The following is a 16621-nucleotide window of genomic DNA, read 5'->3' on the forward strand; positions in this document are numbered from 1 at the left end:
TTCAATCTGAGCCATGATCAAACTCTTCAATTAAAAGTTTTTTCTGTTCTCATCCAATAAAGAATGAAGAACCTGCTCAATGAATTCTGAATTTATTTAATATCTTTCGATATTGAATTGACTGTGCTGCAATAAATAAATTTATTGCTGTTGGTCACTCAGTTTCAATTGAGACTCTAAATTTTTTGCCTCACTACCGAAGTAGCTTGGCTGTTAGAACTCAATCTGTACGAGTGCCCACACAGATGATTGCTTTATATTGTTAAAGAACGTTGCGATTAAAGTTAAACTTTATTTCGCTAGGGCTGCGCATCTTACGCTTTCCTATTTTTTTGTCAACACTTAATTTTTAGTTTCTTTTAAAGAATTTCAAAGTTAAGTTTTACTCGACTCACTGATTAACTCTTGCCCCGCTAAGCGTTGCGCTCTGCCGTCTCAGTGGGGTCGCATTATAGGGCGCGGCGGATTTTACGCAAGCGTTATTTGAAGAAAACTTGAAATAAAGTACTGTTCGTTCATTATTTAAACCAAACACTGCAAAACCAAAGCTTTTAACGTTTAAATAACCCTAATAACGGGTTTTAAATGTAAAAAGCCCAGTGATATATCACTGGGCTTTATTTAAATAACTCTAGTTAAGCAATACCATATTGTTCACGGTATGCTTTTACTGATTCTAGATGCTCATCCATAGTACCTTTACTCTCAAGGTAACTGATTAAATCAGCAAGCTTAACGATTGAAACTACTTTAGTTCCAAAGTCACGCTCTACTTCTTGAATTGCAGAAAGCTCTGCTTTTCCTTTTTCTTGGCGGTCTAGTGCTATTAACACACCGCTTAGGTCTGCACCGTTTTGCGCGATGATCTCCATAGACTCACGAATTGCTGTTCCAGCAGTGATCACGTCATCAACTAACATGATTTTACCTTTAAGCTCAGAGCCGACTAATGTGCCACCTTCGCCGTGTGCTTTTTTCTCTTTACGGTTAAAACAATAAGGCACATCTTTATCATGATGATCAGCAAGTGCGACTGCGGTAGTCGTTGCAATTGGAATACCTTTATAAGCAGGGCCAAATAATACATCATATTCAATTGCAGCATCTTCTAATGCTGCAGCATAAAAACGACCAAGGCGTGCAAGGTCTCGACCAGTATTAAATAAGCCCGCATTAAAGAAGTAAGGACTAGTACGGCCAGACTTTAAAGTAAACTCACCAAACTTTAGTACCTGCTTTTCAAGGGCAAATTCAATAAACTCTATTTGATAATCTTTCATTGCTATAAACCTATCATTTATTAAGCTAATGCTTGTTTTTGAATATCGATAATTTCGCGAATTGAATGTTTTGCAAGTGTTAGCAGCTCATCAAGCTCGTCAAACGAAAATGGTTCGCCTTCCGCAGTACCTTGAATTTCGATCACTTTGCCTGTTTCAGTAAGAATTACATTCATATCTGTTTCAGCGGCTGAATCTTCTAAATACTCTAAATCACTAATAGCCTGGCCTTTATAGATGCCAACAGATATAGCAGCGATCATATATTTAAGAGGATTCGAATTGATCATACCTTTACTACGCATATGTGTAAGTGCATCGACTAACGCAACACATGCGCCGCTGATAGATGCGGTACGTGTTCCGCCATCAGCTTGAATAACATCACAATCAATAGTAATAGTATTTTCACCTAACGCTTTTAAATCTACAGCAGCACGAAGTGCTCGTGCGATTAGGCGTTGAATTTCCATAGTTCGACCGCTTTGTTTGCCGCGCGCCGCTTCACGACCATTTCGAGTATGGGTAGAGCGCGGTAACATACCGTACTCAGCTGTGATCCATCCTTTGCCTTGGCCTTTCATAAAGCGTGGTACACCTGATTCAACAGTTGCTGTACAAAGTACTTTAGTGTTACCAAATTCAACCAACACAGAGCCTTCAGCATGCAAGGTGTAATTACGTGTAAATGTAACCGGTCTAATTTGGTTAGGTGTTCTTTCGCTTGGACGCATTCACGATCCCCTTAATTCAGAATTTTACGTATTATAAGTCGATGTGTGCTTAGATGCCATGCTGATTTAAACAAAAACCAACTGTAAAATTCTCATCAACAAAAATTTCCGCTAGAGCTTATACAGTGTTACGGTATAATCACTTTAATATTGTCTAAATAAAACTAGGAAACCATCCATGATCCACAGTATGACTGCTTACGCGCGTCGCGAAATTAAAGGCGATTGGGGCACTGGCACCTGGGAAGTTCGTTCAGTAAACCAACGTTACCTTGAAACCTTTATCCGCGCACCTGAGCAATTTCGTGGCATGGAGCCGGTTATTCGTGAGCGCTTACGTAAACATTTGCAACGCGGTAAAGTTGAAGTGTTCTTAAAGTTTGTAGCAAATCCAGCTCATGTTGGTGAGCTGTCGATCAATGAAGCATTGGCAGCGCAGCTTATTAATAGTGCTAAATGGGTGCAACAACAAAGTAATGGTGACATTAATCCTGTTGATATCTTACGCTGGCCTGGTGTTATGGAAGCAGAAGAACTTGATATGGACAGCGTTAACACAGCACTTATATCGGGTTTTGATCAAGTGATCGAAGACTTTAAATCTGCCCGTGGTGATGAAGGTGCTAATCTCGAAGAAATGATAGCGACCCGTCTTGATGCTATTTTAGAACAAGTGAATATAGTAGAAACTCACATGCCGGAAATAGCAAAATGGCAACGTGAAAAACTCGCTCAAAAACTAGAGGATTTAACCGCTAATATTGACGAATCACGCCTTGAGCAAGAACTTATTTACCTAGCACAAAAACAAGATGTAGCTGAAGAGCTTGACCGTTTAAAATCTCACGTAAAAGAAACAAAAAAGATTCTTAAAAAAGGCGGAGCGTGTGGTCGTCGTTTAGATTTTATGATGCAAGAGTTTAACCGCGAAGCAAATACTCTAGCGTCTAAATCTATTAATAGTGATATCACTAGCGCAGCTGTTGAACTTAAAGTATTGATTGAACAAATGCGCGAGCAGATCCAGAACATAGAGTAACGCAATAAAAAGACCCAAATAAATATTTTGCTCTTTCAGTCTATCTATAGGTACTTAAGCTAGCATTTAAGTGCCTTTAAATAGACTCTGGTTTTGCAAGAAAAGTATTTAGATCCCTCCCCTCTCTCCACTTTTTTATTTTATAAACTCACATTATTTATCATAAATAATTCGCTGCCAATAGAATATAATGGGCTATACTTACGTCTAAATAAGCAACAGTGTTGAATTTAGATAAGGTTATACCTATGAAGTTAAATGTTAAATTATACTCTGCATTTTCGAGCATCATCATTTTGATGTTAGTCTCGAGTACTATTGTTTGGTTTAAAGTATCTACTGAAACTCAACGAGCTTTAGAAATTAAAGGCGATGACTTACCTGGGCTTATTTTATACATGGCGCAGCTTGATGAAATGTATCGTATGCAAAATGAAGCTTTAGAGTACTTATCTGGTGATGTGAATAAAGTTAAAGATTTTAATGAGCTATTTACTCAATTCAAGAAAACTAATTCAGAGTTAAGGAAATACGAATCAGCAAAAGCTTCTGATCGTATAAAGATGGATAAAATCTCAAGTCTAATGGAACAGTATCATCAAAGCGTTAATAATAATATTTTTGAAAAATACAATCCTGCAACGCACCAACAAGCTATTGCTCAAGCAAAAAGCCTGAAAAATACATCTGGTAAGCAGTTAGAGACTCTTTTAGATAAATTAAAAGACGAAGAGTTTGCCGACGCCTTTAACACAACTGAAATAAACGAAGCCCTAAACGATGATTTACCCGGGGTGCGTTATTATTTAGAAATGGTTGATGAAGCCGGTGATATGCTGTCGTCGATTAATTCACATCTAGCAGGTGATTTGTCTGCGCAAAATGATTTTAAAAAGGATGCAGCAAGCTTTGCTGAATACCTAACATTAATAAAACCGCTAGAACAAAAGCCCAATGAAATTCAAAATATCAAACAAATTGAAAGTTACTTTGAAACGATAAAGCGTGAAGCTGCTGTTGTTTTTAATGCTTATAATCCACAAAACCATACAGCTGCAAAAATCGCAATTAATACTCTAGAAGAAAGTATTATTAATGAATTAGTTGCAATTTTACAATCATCCGCTGATGAAGAAAGAGATGATGCTACTTCTGCTCTAGATCACTTAGATACCGGATTAAATTTTACTTTAACTATTATTATTATAATAACCTTAATAGCAACCATCATTGGATTTAGTGTAGCTTACCTAATTAGTAAATCTATTTTATCAAGACTCTCTTTGGTACTAGATACCGCTCATAGCATTGGTAATGGAGATATATCAAAACCAGCAATCGAACATCGTAATGAAGATGAAATTGACGCACTTGCTGATGCAACCAACAAAATGTCGTTATCATTAAATAACTTACTTGAAGCCATCAGTGGAGTTGTTTCTGATGTGAAGCTTTCAAGTGGTGATATTGCAAATACAAACACCCAAATAGCAACCCGCAGCCAAGAGTCTGCCGATCAATCAACACAGGTCGCGACAGCTATTGAAGAAATGAGTTCAACGGTCTCCGAAGTTGCGCGTCAGAGTCAGCAAGCCTCCAGCCAAGCTGAAAATGCAAAAGATCTCGCAAGCAATGGGGGTATATCAGTAAAAAGTACGGTTGATGAAATCAAAAGTGCCTCAGCGCGCGTACAAACTACTGCAGATACGGTGACTGAACTTGGTGATTTAAGTGCGCAAATAGGCAATGTGATAGGGGTTATAGGCAGCATCGCAGAGCAAACTAATCTGCTAGCATTAAACGCTGCAATTGAAGCTGCTCGAGCCGGTGAACAAGGTCGTGGATTTGCCGTTGTAGCCGATGAAGTTCGTACTTTAGCTGAGCGAACAACTAAAGCAACTGAAGAAGTAGTTAATACTGTGCAATCCATTCAAAATCAAACGCAAGTTGCAGTGAACTCAATGCAAAGTAGTGTTGAACAAGTAAATATGAGCGTAACTTTAGCTGAAGAGGCTGGTAATCAGCTAGAAAACATTGTAATTGGCGCAACTGAAATCGCAGCAATGATCCAATCTATCGCAACAGCCACAGAAGAGCAGTCTGTTGTTGCAAGTGAAATGGCTAAAGATGTGTCACTCATCGAGCAATCAAGCCAAAGCTCACTCCGTGATACTCAAGTTGCTGCGCACTCCGCAAACTCATTAAATAGCCAAGCAGAGCAACTTGCGCAATTAGTTGCTAAATTTAAACTAAGGTAATGTGTAGTTGAGCAAGTTTAGTCATTTACAGTACAATGCTCCTATCAAAGGCTTGGGTAATAGTTAACCCAGGCCTGTTTACTTTATGTAGAGAATTAAATAATGGCGCAAACTCGTGGTAACCTGTTTATTTTATCAGCCCCATCTGGCGCAGGTAAATCAAGCTTAATCAATGCATTGTTAGCTAAGTATAGTGATATGAAAGTGTCTGTATCACACACTACCCGCTCACCTCGCCCTGGTGAAGAAAACGGCGCACATTACCATTTTGTGAATGTTGATGAATTCAAATCATTGATCGAAAAAAATGATTTTTTTGAATGGGCCCAAGTCTTTGATAATTACTACGGCACATCAAAGCAAGCAATTGAGGAGCAACTCGCTGCCGGTATTGATGTGTTTTTAGATATTGACTGGCAAGGCGCGCAACAATTACGCAAACTTGTTGATGATATAGAGACCATTTTTATCCTACCGCCATCAAAAGCAGAGCTTGAATCTCGCTTAAATAACCGCGGACAAGATTCACAAGAAGTGATTGCAAGTAGAATGGCTAAAGCACAATCAGAAACCTCTCACTACGATGAATATGATTATGTCGTCGTTAACGATGACTTTGCCAGTGCATTGAATGAAATTGAAACAATTGTGCTAGCAAAACGCCTATCACTACAAAGCCAAGCTATTCGTCATCAAGATTTACTCGCTGACCTACTGAGTTAAATCTTAATTTAAGCTCGGTAAGTATTTTATTTGTTTAAATTAACCACAAGCTATTGGCGAATCTGGCTCGGTGCAGTAAACTACGTCTTTGCTTAAAAATTTATTTGGAGTGCTGAAGATGGCTCGCGTAACTGTTGAAGATGCAGTAGATGCAATTGGTAATCGTTTTGACTTAATTTTAGTTGCGGCTCGTCGTGCCCGCCAAATTGCAGTTGGTGGAAAAAACCCACTAGTTGACCCTGAAAACGATAAGCCAACAGTTGTTGCTTTACGTGAAATTGAACTTGGTTTAGTTGATAGCTCATCGATGGATCTTATTGATCGTGAAGAGCAACAACACCAAGAAGCAGCTGAAATGGCTGCCGTTGCTGCTATTGTAGGTGGCAACCAATAATCTGACTTCCCGGTCCGATTTAGCCAACGACGTAGTATTTCTACTCTAGTCGTTGGCAATCCCTCCTTTTCATCGTATATTCTTAACTTACCGTTACCTATTTGCTTCACTCGAACATTGGAGTGTGAATGTATCTTTTTGAAGGTCTAAAAAAGAAAATATCAGAATACTTACCTGCTGCTGATGTAGAGCTGGTACAAAAAGCCTACGTGGTAGCCCGAGAGGCCCATGAGGGTCAAACTCGCTCAAGCGGCGAACCTTACATAACCCACCCTGTTGAAGTAACCCAGATTTTGGCTGGCATGCACTTAGATCACGAAACATTAATGGCAGCATTGATGCATGACGTGATTGAAGATACCGACTTTAGCCAACAAGATTTAGCCGAAATATTTGGCGAAACAGTTGCTGAATTGGTGGAGGGCGTCAGCAAGCTTGATAAACTAAGCTTTAAAGATAAAAAAGAATTTCAAGCTGAAAACTATCGAAAGATGATTATGGCCATGACCCAAGATATTCGGGTTATTTTAATCAAACTTGCAGATCGTACTCATAATATGCGAACTTTAGGGGCACTTCGTCCTGATAAACGTCGTCGCATTGCACGTGAAACGTTAGAGATTTATGCACCGATTGCCAATCGTTTAGGTATTCATGATATTAAGAATGAATTAGAGGATTTAGGATTTCAAGCCCTCTACCCAATGCGCCACCGCGCACTTAAATCAGAAGTTGCCAAAGCGCGCGGAAACCGTAAAGAAGTCATTTCAAATATCCAAACAGAAATCACAGCACGTTTAGAAGAAGCCGGCATTAAAGCAACCGTCTCAGGTCGTGAAAAACATTTATACAGTATCTATAAAAAAATGCTGAATAAAGAACTACTGTTTAATGAAGTAATGGATATTTACGCATTTAGAATTGCGGTTGATTCAATGGATATCTGCTACCGTGTATTAGGGGTGGCTCATAACCTCTATAAACCAATTGAAACTCGCTTTAAAGACTACATCGCAGTACCTAAAACCAACGGTTATCAATCACTACACACTTCATTAGTCGGTCCTCATGGTATACCTGTTGAAATCCAAATTCGTACTCATGATATGGATCATATGGCAGATAAAGGTGTAGCGGCGCATTGGATGTATAAAAAATCAGGTGACAGTGCCGGTCACACTGCACAGCAACGTGCTCGCCAGTGGATGCAAAGCTTACTCGAATTGCAGCAGAGCGCAGGTTCATCGTTTGAATTTGTTGAAAATGTTAAAACAGAGTTATTCCCTGAAGAAATTTATGTCTTTACCCCTGATGGTCGTATTGTCGAGCTACCTATGGGTGCAACTGCTGTAGATTTTGCTTATGCCGTACACACTGACGTAGGGAATACCTGTGTTGGTGCACGTGTTAATCGTAAACCGTACCCACTAAGTAAAGCACTGGATACAGGCCAAACAATTGAAGTTATTACTAGCTCAGGCGCGCATCCAAATGCCACTTGGCTAAACTTTATTGTTACTGGTAAAGCACGCTTAGGCATTCGTAATTACCTCAAAAGCCAGCATCATGAAGAAGCATTATTACTAGGCCGAAGATTGCTCGATTCAGCTTTAGGTGAAACTAAACTTGATGATATTCCGATTGAAAATATTAATCGTGTACTAGAAGAACATGAACTTAATAGTGTATTAGAGCTACTTGTTGAAATTGGTTCTGGTAATTTAATGAATATGCTTATTGCACGACGTTTATTGCAAAATGATGATTTAGGCGATATTGCCAAAAATGCCAAAGCGACCATTATTGGCACTGAAGGTATGCTAGTTAATTATTCTAAATGTTGTAGACCAGTACCAGGGGACGCTATCACTGCGCATATAAGCCAAGGTAAAGGGGTAACCGTTCATCGTCAAGAATGTAAAAACATTCGAGGCTGGGAGTCAGAGCGATCAAAATACCTCGTTGTAAAATGGGATGATAATCCAGAGAAAGAATACATTGCAGCACTGCGTGTTGAAATTATCAATCACCAAGGTGCATTGGCAAAATTAACCAATGTTATTGCTACAACCCAAGCAAACATTGTCGAAATCGCTACCGATGAAAAAGAAAGTAATTTATACGTGATAGATTTAGGGGTTACGGTTAAAAACCGTGTCCATGTTGCCAACATTATGCGTAGAATTCGTGTGATGCCTGACGTGCAAAAAGTCTATCGTAAAAAATAAAATAGGAAAATCATGAACAAAGCATTTATTTCTACTGATCAAGCACCTGCGGCAATCGGTACTTATAGTCAAGCCGTTAAAGTTGGCACCGCAGTTTACCTTTCAGGGCAAATCCCATTAGTGCCAGATACTATGGAAGTGATTTCTGAAGACTTTGCGGAACAAACACATCAAGTTTTTAAAAATATTCGTGCTGTGTGTGAAGAAGCCGGTGGTGAAATTCAAGACCTAGTAAAAGTTAATATTTACCTAACCGATCTTTCTAACTTTGCGACAGTAAATGAAGTAATGAGTCAGTATTTCAAAGCGCCTTATCCTGCGCGAGCAGCAATTGGGGTTAGAGCTTTACCAAAAGGCGTACAAGTTGAAATTGATGGCATTATGGAACTACCATCAACTAACTAACCCACTGTTGATAGCGGCCAAAATTAACTTTTGTCCGCTATCAACATTAAAGCCTCAGCGATTTTCTTGACAGTTATACAATTCTCTAGCACTCTTAAATTCATAAACCTTTAATTCTAGCGTTGCAAAAGGATAGTGTGTGTTTAAGCTTGCTCATAATGGTAATGTACTACTCGATGTTATTGAACATTCGCCCCCGAGTGCGGCTTTTGTTATCGAAGCCCTTGAAAAATCAAAATTCTGCGATTGCAAAATTGAGCTGAACACAATCAATGCTTACTTCAAGAAACCGAATAAAGAACGCACATTAGTCGTAGCAGTTAAATATGATGCCTCGTTTAATGTCGTTATTAGCGACGATAAAATGCTTGCTACAGGCGAATTAACACTCGCACAAGGTGGTAGCATTATTGATCTTGATACTGCAAAGCAACACCTAATCAAAGCTGGTGTTGCAAGAGGGTACAAACAAGTATTTTTAGAACAGTTACTACAACAACAATTTGAAATACCTGCAGGTCAAATAGCAAAAGGCACTTTAGCCAAAGGTCGCCTGCCAACCGATGGTCAACCATCAAGATTAATACCTCTCGTGAAAACCTTAAAAGAGCGCCTCAATGCACCGACACTACGTGAAGACGGTACCGTTGATATGCGAGACTTTGGCAAACTAGCGAGCGTCGAGCCAGGTGTATTATTGATCCGCCAACAACCTGCAACCCCAGGTAAAGAGGGCTTTACTGTTTTAGGGGATGTGTTACCCGCAAAACCAGGGGAGAGCTCTCCTTTAGTCGCGGGTGAAGGTGCTGAAATATCAAAGAACAATCCATTAGAGCTCGTTTCAACTATTCCAGGGGTTCCTGTTGATATTCGTAATGGCATGCGAGTTGATGATATTTATACCATTGGAGATGTAAATGTTAAAAGTGGCCATGTTTACTTTGATGGCAGTGTAATTGTTACTCACAACATAGAACCTGGTATGAAGGTAACAGCCAAAGGTGACATTACTGTATTAGGTACTGTTGAATCTGGTGAGCTCATAGCCCAAGGAAATGTAACAATAAAGCAAGGTGTTATTGGCCACCAGCTCGATGATAAATCTTTGTCTTGTAAAATAACCTGCCAAGGAGACATCCACCTTCTTCATGCACAATATAGCCATCTTGCTGGCAACAATATTTTTATTGAACGCCAAGCAAGTCATTGTGAAATGAAAGCAACACGACTTTTGCAAGTAGGCCAAAGTGATCACCCAAAGGGTAAATTATTTGGCGGTGAAATTTTAGACGCAGGAATGATTATCGCCGGAGAGATCGGCAATGAATCCGGCGCTAAAATGATGATAAATATGGCTGTTTCGGGACAAAACATTATCAAAGAAACAGATGACTGCTTTAAAGAACTCGCTCGTACTGACGAACAGCTCGATACTCTTCAAGCAGCCCTTGAAAAAGCTGACTTAGTGAAAGATAAAGAAAAGAAAAAATTATTGATGACTAAGATTGGAGCCACTCAACAACATTATTGCCAACAAGCGGAACAGCTTGAGCAGCGCTTATCTAGCCTTGATCATCATTTAAATAAGCTGCTTAGCGAAGCTAACTTGGCTGTGAACCAAAAGCTTCATTCCGGAGTAGAAATTCACATTTTTGATAAAGTCTTAAAAACTAATCGCACCTACCCCCCTTGCAATGTAAAACTGCAAGAAGGGAAAATAGAAATTGAATTTAAAACCAGTTAATCATTAATTTCTTAATAGAGGCTAAATCAGATTTAGCCTCTATTCATTTCAATATATTTTATAAAATACCCGTTACTTGCAGTCTTAACTCTTCAGGCCATACACTCACTTGCACTTGGCCAATATGTGGTTTTTGCAATAACAGCATTGCTAACCGAGATTGACCAATGCCACCGCCTATTGTTTGGGGTAACTCCTTAGCTAGTAGCTGCTTATGCCAGTCAAGCTCTAGCCGCCCTTCATCACCTGTAATTGCCAATTGTGCGACTAGCGCTTCTGGCGATACACGAATACCCATTGACGATATTTCAAATGCGTCTTCAAGCACTGGGTTCCACACTAAAATATCCCCATTCAAGCCCGCGTATTGATCACATGTTTGAGTGGACCAATCGTCATAGTCAGGGGCACGTACATCATGAATTTTACCATCAGCTAGTGCGCCGCCAATGCCGATTAAGAATACCGCGCCATATTCTTGAGTAATCGCTTTTTCACGTTGTTTAGCTGTAAAGCCAGGATACATTTGGCGTAATTGCTCGCTGTGTACAAACGTAATCTCGACAGGTAAAAATGGGGTGATCCCAAATTCATCAGATACAAATTGCTCAGTGGCCTTTAAACCTTTATATAAAGCATCCACCGTTTCTTTTAATTTATCCAAAGAGCGCTCACTGCTTGCACAAATCACTTTTTCCCAATCCCACTGATCTACATACACTGAATGTATTGGACTTAATGAATCCTCATCTGGGCGTAGAGCTTTCATGTGGGTATATAACCCTTCGCCTAAAGCAAAATCATGATCGGCTAATGTTTTACGCTTCCACTTTGCAAGTGAGTGAACAACTTCAAACTGACTGTCGGGAATAGTTTTAACATTTACAGCAACGGCATTCTCAGTACCACTAAGGTTATCCTGAATACCATCACCAACTTTCGCAAGTATAGGCGCCTGCACTTCAATCAACCCTAGTTGCAGTTCTAATTGCTGTGAAAAAAATTGTTTAACTTTACTAATTTGTTGCTGTTGCTGCACAAAGTGTGAACTCATAATAATTGGCCTCATTCCCAGTTATTGTTACTTGCATGATTGCGTTCAAAGCAGCCATGTCGTTAAAGCAATCCTCAAGCATTTCGTGCTTTAATTCAATAACCAATAACAAAAACACCTTTAATATGTAAATTCAATCAATTTAATGGTATAAAAAATAAAGATTCAATAATTTAAAGCGGGTATTTATATGGAAAATTATCAAATCGATAATCTCGATAAACAGATCCTCCACGCATTAATGGATAATGCTCGTATAGCCTATGCTGAATTAGCTAAACGTTTTACCGTTAGTGCAGGTACAATTCATGTACGGATTGAAAAAATGAAGCAGGCAGGGATCATCACAGGTACCCAAGTAAGCGTAAATGCCAAGCAATTAGGCTACGATGTATGCTGTTTTATAGGTATTAATCTCAATAATGCCCGCGACTACCCGCAAACCTTATTGTACTTAAAAGAGCTTGAAGAAGTCGTTGAAGCTTATTACACCACAGGTAATTACAGTATTTTTATTAAAGTAATGACTCGTTCGATTGATCACTTACAAGATGTACTAATTAACAAAATTCAGGCCATCGAAGCAATCCAGTCAACTGAAACCTTAATTTCATTACAAAACCCAATTAGCCGCAGCGTAATGCCTTAAGGTATAATGGCGTTAATTTATGAGTTCAGACAAGGCTAAAAATGGAAAACACTCGCTATCACCGCATTAAAAGTGTACTAGATCGTCGTCAAACTGATTTAACAGTGTGCTTAGAAGATGTGCACAAACACCATAACTTGTCTGCTATTGTACGCAGCGCTGATGCTGTAGGGTGTCATAATGTTCACGCAGTATGGCCAGAAAACCAAAAATGGCTGACTAATAACACGTCCGGTGGCAGTAAAAATTGGATCGCCACACACTTGCATAAAGATATCGACGATGCCGTCACACTCATGCGTCAGCACAACCCTCAGGTGCAAATATTAGCGACCAACTTATGCCCTGATGCAGTTGATTATCGCGAGATTGATTACACGCTTCCCACAGCGATTATCGTAGGCCAAGAAAAAACGGGGATCTCCCCACGAGCCCTTGCCCATGCAGATAAAAATATCATCATCCCGATGCAAGGTATGGCGCAATCATTAAATGTATCTGTTGCGGCTGCATTAATTTTATTTGAAGCTCAAAATCAACGCCTTAAAGCGGGTTTATATGAGTCAGGTAGGCTTGATGAAACCATAAAGCATAAAATGTTGTTTGAAGGCTGCCATCCTATCATCGCCCAAAAATGCAAAGAGAAGTCACTTCCTTATCCTGGTCTTGACGAAAATGGTGAAATTATTGCCGATGACGCGTTTTGGCTACGATTAAAACATGCTTGATGCCCTCAACAATCGCACGTAAACTAAAAACTATCTAAAAATGAAAGATTTGAGCGTACAGTGTCCAAGCTAACGTTAAGCCGCTACCCCATTACCGATCTAAAAGGCGTTGGCCCTAAAATGGCCGAGCGGCTAAAGAAATTAGGCATTAGCACAGCGCAAGATATGCTCTTTCATTTACCCCTGAGGTACGAAGATCGTACTCGCATTTATGCCATCAGCGATTTAGCAGTCCATAGCCATGTAAGCATTGAAGCTACCATTGAAACGAGCCAAATTACTTTTGGTAAACGTAAGATGCTTGTTTGCCAAGTTAATGATGGCACTGGCCGTTTAACACTGCGGTTTTTTAATTTCACTGCAGCACAAAAGAATGCCTTCAGCAATGGGAAAGTGATCCGCTGCTTTGGTGAGGTACGCCGTGGTCGTGTTGGGTTCGAAATGACACACCCTGAATACAGTTTAAGTGAAACACTATTAGAGCAACCTACTGCGACCACACTCACTCCCGTCTATCCGACAACAGAGGGGTTAAAACAACTCTCTATACGTGCATTGAGCGATCAGGTCATTTCCTTGCTTGAAAAATATCAAATAGAAGAGTTATTGCCTGCGCAATTTCAACATGCAGGCATGGGTTTAAGTCACGCTTTATTATTGTTACATCGTCCAAGTAATGATGTTGATTTAGCGGCGCTAGAGCTAGGGCTTCATCCAGCTCAACAACGTTTGGTATTTGAAGAATTACTTGCGCAAAACTTAAGCCTATTAAAGTTACGTCAACAAGGGCAACAAGTAAAAGCCGTAGCCCTTGCGCCAATTAACCACTTAGAACCAGACTTTTTAGCACAACTTCCGTTTGCCCCCACCAATGCGCAAAGCAGAGTCGTTGCTGAAATAAAAAGTGATTTGCAACACCCCTACCCTATGATGCGTTTAGTCCAAGGGGATGTAGGGTCGGGTAAAACTTTGGTCGCTGCACTAAGTGCTTTAACTGCAATAGCACAGGGCTACCAAGTCGCACTTATGGCTCCTACAGAGATACTTTCTGAGCAGCATGGCATAACCTTCAAAAATTGGTTTGAGCCGCTTGGGATCACTACAGCATGGCTTGGCGGTAAAACAAAAGGCAAAGAGCGTACAGCGACACTTGAAAAAATAGCCTCAGGTGACGCGCAAATGATAGTAGGCACCCATGCGTTATTTCAAGAACAAGTCGTTTTTAATAATCTAGTATTAATCATCATTGATGAACAACACCGCTTTGGTGTTCACCAGCGATTATCGCTGCGAGAAAAAGGCCGCTTTGGCGACTGCTTTCCTCATCAACTGGTGATGACTGCCACGCCGATCCCTCGCACGCTCGCTATGACTGCTTATGCTGACTTAGAGACATCGGTGATTGACGAACTTCCCCCTGGGCGAACCCCAATCACAACCGTTGCACTGCCCGATACTCGTCGGGATGAAATTATTGCACGAGTAAAAACAGCCTGCACAGAACAGGGACGCCAAGTTTATTGGGTATGCACCTTAATCGATGAATCTGAAGTACTGCAATGTCAAGCAGCTGAAGATAGTGCAGAGCAATTAACTCGTGCTTTGCCCGACTTAACCGTAGGGTTAGTTCATGGCCGAATGAAAGCAGCTGAAAAACAAGCCATTATGAGCGAATTTAAAGCGGGTAACATACATATATTGGTTGCAACCACGGTGATTGAAGTCGGTGTAGATGTGCCAAACGCCAGTTTGATCATTATTGAAAACCCAGAACGACTTGGCCTTGCCCAACTACACCAATTACGGGGTCGAGTTGGTCGTGGAGCAACCGCATCTCACTGCGTTCTTTTATACCATGCACCACTGTCATTTACCGCGAAAAAACGCTTAGCCGTATTAAGAGACAGTAATGACGGGTTTATTATTGCTGAGAAAGACTTAGAGATCCGTGGCCCAGGTGAAGTGCTTGGCACCAAACAAACAGGGTTAGCCGAATTTAAAATAGCGGACTTAACTCGCGATAAACACACGCTCAATCAAGTAAGACCAATAGCACTGCAAATGCTTAATCAATATCCTGAGCAAGTTGATAAATTAATCAACCGATGGCTAGCAGGAAAATCTGATTACGCCTTAGCCTAAAACCAAAGAGAATATATACCCAAGCGATCTCAAAATGCGAGCGTCGTTGAAATTAAAAGCGATTTAAACAAGTGCAAAGTAACGCCTTGATATTAAACACCAGTGAAACACTGAAGTCTGCATCTTGAGGTGGCTTGGGTATATTGGGGTTGCTTAGATATAAAAGCCTTATTCAAGTATGAATAAGGCCATGAAAGAGGGGAAGCTATATCGACTAATTAAAACTTGTATTCAATACCTAAACCTAAGTAATCTTGATCAACATTACTATCCATATCAAAGTTAGAATAGAAGGCAAATAGTTTAGTATTTTTACTTAATTTATGATCAACACCAGCTGATATCGCCGTCTTCTTATCCGCGTCATCAAAATCCATTACCTGATACTGCACTTTAAACGTATTGCTATCTAACGTATAAGCTGCATTAACCAAGTAACCATCAGCATCACCGCTGCCATCTACTTTTTCTTGGGTTTGATACATTGCGCCTAATTTAATATCAGCCACTTTACCCTGTACGGTAGCACGCACTACATCATAGCCATTCACTTCACTGTCAGCTGCAATAGATGCGTACACCTTGCTTTTCTTTAAACCTGAATCGCCATAAGTAAGCGCCAATGAGTAACCATTTTCGCCTTCACTGTCTTTTTCAGCGACGTAAGTGGCAAGTACTTTAAAACCGCTTAGGTCATTTGATGAATACGTTACTGTATCGCTTAAGCGATTTTCACCTTTGAATAAATTTTTAATATCGCCTTCAAGGTCATTAAATAAATCAAGCTTACCTTGCGATTGCTTTAGCGCAGTATCATTACGACCAAGCACAACTTGACCAAAACCACCTTTCAAACCAACATATTGGTTGCGTGAAGTTAACGTATCTTTTGAATCATCTGAAACATTTACTTGGAATTCGAATTTATAGACCGCTTCAAGGCCTTCACTGAGTGTTTCAGAACCCTTGAAACCAATGCGTGATGCATTACTCTTAATTTCAGTGAATGACCCTTCACCATCATCAGATGATTGTACAGAGACATTTGCTTTACCATAAACATCAACATCAGCTAATGCAGAAAAAGATACACCACTCAATACAGCTAATAACAGGCTCGACTTTGCAAAATTCATATTATTTCCTCAATAAACGCAACAGGCTAATTTTTAAAACAGCTGCAGTTTGCCAGCGATAAATTACAGTAATATTACAACAGAAATATTTATGACTTATTTAATTC

The 16621-nt window shown here is 39.9% G+C and carries 14 protein-coding genes; 10 read left to right on the forward strand and 4 right to left on the reverse strand.

Annotation, left to right across the window (positions count from 1 at the left end):
• Positions 1–635: 635 nt before the first annotated feature.
• Together pyrE and rph are read right to left on the reverse strand one after the other, a co-directional pair.
• On the reverse strand, positions 636–1280 hold the full coding sequence (pyrE, locus tag A7967_RS19975; RefSeq protein WP_054206701.1) for an orotate phosphoribosyltransferase: 645 nt from the start codon (positions 1278–1280) through the stop codon (positions 636–638).
• A 20-nt stretch (positions 1281–1300) separates the two neighbouring features.
• Positions 1301–2014: a ribonuclease PH gene (gene rph, locus A7967_RS19980; protein ID WP_054206700.1), complete on the reverse strand. Its 714-nt coding sequence runs from the start codon at positions 2012–2014 to the stop codon at positions 1301–1303.
• 178 nt (positions 2015–2192) lie between these two features.
• On the opposite strand from rph, the gene A7967_RS19985 reads away from it, so the two are divergent.
• The 7 genes from A7967_RS19985 to A7967_RS20015 all read left to right on the forward strand — a co-directional run bounded on the left by A7967_RS19985 (position 2193) and on the right by A7967_RS20015 (position 10805).
• Positions 2193–3053, forward strand: coding sequence for a YicC/YloC family endoribonuclease (locus A7967_RS19985; protein WP_054206699.1), 861 nt, complete (start codon positions 2193–2195; stop codon positions 3051–3053).
• Positions 3054–3301: 248 nt separating this feature from the next.
• Positions 3302–5311, forward strand: coding sequence for a methyl-accepting chemotaxis protein (locus tag A7967_RS19990; protein WP_054206698.1), 2010 nt, complete (start codon positions 3302–3304; stop codon positions 5309–5311).
• Positions 5312–5413: 102 nt separating this feature from the next.
• Positions 5414–6034: a guanylate kinase gene (gene gmk, locus A7967_RS19995; RefSeq protein WP_054206697.1), complete on the forward strand. Its 621-nt coding sequence runs from the start codon at positions 5414–5416 to the stop codon at positions 6032–6034.
• A gap of 118 nt (positions 6035–6152) precedes the next feature.
• Entirely contained in the window at positions 6153–6428 is a 276-nt protein-coding gene (gene rpoZ, locus A7967_RS20000; RefSeq protein WP_054206696.1) for a DNA-directed RNA polymerase subunit omega, read from the forward strand.
• Between the two features lie 128 nt (positions 6429–6556).
• Positions 6557–8656: a bifunctional GTP diphosphokinase/guanosine-3',5'-bis pyrophosphate 3'-pyrophosphohydrolase gene (gene spoT / locus A7967_RS20005; RefSeq protein WP_054206695.1), complete on the forward strand. Its 2100-nt coding sequence runs from the start codon at positions 6557–6559 to the stop codon at positions 8654–8656.
• 12 nt (positions 8657–8668) lie between these two features.
• On the forward strand, positions 8669–9061 hold the full coding sequence (ridA, locus tag A7967_RS20010; protein WP_054206694.1) for a RidA family protein: 393 nt from the start codon (positions 8669–8671) through the stop codon (positions 9059–9061).
• Positions 9062–9200: 139 nt separating this feature from the next.
• Positions 9201–10805, forward strand: coding sequence for a flagellar assembly protein A (locus tag A7967_RS20015; protein WP_054206693.1), 1605 nt, complete (start codon positions 9201–9203; stop codon positions 10803–10805).
• Positions 10806–10863: 58 nt separating this feature from the next.
• Here the strand turns inward: A7967_RS20015 and asnA are convergent, their stop codons facing one another.
• Complete coding sequence (asnA, locus tag A7967_RS20020) at positions 10864–11859, reverse strand: aspartate--ammonia ligase (protein ID WP_054206692.1); 996 nt, start codon at positions 11857–11859, stop codon at positions 10864–10866.
• 190 nt (positions 11860–12049) lie between these two features.
• On the opposite strand from asnA, the gene asnC reads away from it, so the two are divergent.
• The 3 genes from asnC to recG are packed head-to-tail and all read left to right on the forward strand — an operon-like array spanning position 12050 to position 15378.
• The gene (gene asnC / locus A7967_RS20025; RefSeq protein WP_054206691.1) at positions 12050–12508 is read left to right on the forward strand and encodes a transcriptional regulator AsnC; all 459 of its coding nucleotides are present in this window, start codon (positions 12050–12052) and stop codon (positions 12506–12508) included.
• Positions 12509–12549: 41 nt separating this feature from the next.
• The gene (gene trmH, locus A7967_RS20030) at positions 12550–13236 is read left to right on the forward strand and encodes a tRNA (guanosine(18)-2'-O)-methyltransferase TrmH (protein ID WP_054206690.1); all 687 of its coding nucleotides are present in this window, start codon (positions 12550–12552) and stop codon (positions 13234–13236) included.
• Between the two features lie 60 nt (positions 13237–13296).
• On the forward strand, positions 13297–15378 hold the full coding sequence (recG, locus tag A7967_RS20035; protein ID WP_054455955.1) for an ATP-dependent DNA helicase RecG: 2082 nt from the start codon (positions 13297–13299) through the stop codon (positions 15376–15378).
• Positions 15379–15596: 218 nt separating this feature from the next.
• Here the strand turns inward: recG and A7967_RS20040 are convergent, their stop codons facing one another.
• Positions 15597–16514 carry a porin gene (locus A7967_RS20040; protein ID WP_054206688.1) on the reverse strand — a complete coding sequence of 306 codons (918 nt, stop codon included), beginning with the start codon at positions 16512–16514 and terminating at the stop codon, positions 15597–15599.
• Positions 16515–16621 lie beyond the last annotated feature (107 nt).

This window comes from Pseudoalteromonas neustonica, from assembly GCF_001653135.1.
GTDB lineage: Bacteria > Pseudomonadota > Gammaproteobacteria > Enterobacterales > Alteromonadaceae > Pseudoalteromonas > Pseudoalteromonas neustonica.

What these genes read in the sequence shown, in the direction of transcription:
- gmk (WP_054206697.1), top strand. Translation starts at nt 5,414, where the DNA reads ATGGCGCAAACTCGTGGTAACCTGTTTATTTTATCAGCCCCATCTGGC.
- ridA (WP_054206694.1), top strand. Translation starts at nt 8,669, where the DNA reads ATGAACAAAGCATTTATTTCTACTGATCAAGCACCTGCGGCAATCGGT.
- pyrE (WP_054206701.1), bottom strand. Translation starts at nt 1,280, where the DNA reads ATGAAAGATTATCAAATAGAGTTTATTGAATTTGCCCTTGAAAAGCAG.
- spoT (WP_054206695.1), top strand. Translation starts at nt 6,557, where the DNA reads ATGTATCTTTTTGAAGGTCTAAAAAAGAAAATATCAGAATACTTACCT.
- asnA (WP_054206692.1), bottom strand. Translation starts at nt 11,859, where the DNA reads ATGAGTTCACACTTTGTGCAGCAACAGCAACAAATTAGTAAAGTTAAA.
- A7967_RS19990 (WP_054206698.1), top strand. Translation starts at nt 3,302, where the DNA reads ATGAAGTTAAATGTTAAATTATACTCTGCATTTTCGAGCATCATCATT.
- rph (WP_054206700.1), bottom strand. Translation starts at nt 2,014, where the DNA reads ATGCGTCCAAGCGAAAGAACACCTAACCAAATTAGACCGGTTACATTT.
- asnC (WP_054206691.1), top strand. Translation starts at nt 12,050, where the DNA reads ATGGAAAATTATCAAATCGATAATCTCGATAAACAGATCCTCCACGCA.
- rpoZ (WP_054206696.1), top strand. Translation starts at nt 6,153, where the DNA reads ATGGCTCGCGTAACTGTTGAAGATGCAGTAGATGCAATTGGTAATCGT.
- A7967_RS20040 (WP_054206688.1), bottom strand. Translation starts at nt 16,514, where the DNA reads ATGAATTTTGCAAAGTCGAGCCTGTTATTAGCTGTATTGAGTGGTGTA.
- trmH (WP_054206690.1), top strand. Translation starts at nt 12,550, where the DNA reads ATGGAAAACACTCGCTATCACCGCATTAAAAGTGTACTAGATCGTCGT.
- A7967_RS19985 (WP_054206699.1), top strand. Translation starts at nt 2,193, where the DNA reads ATGATCCACAGTATGACTGCTTACGCGCGTCGCGAAATTAAAGGCGAT.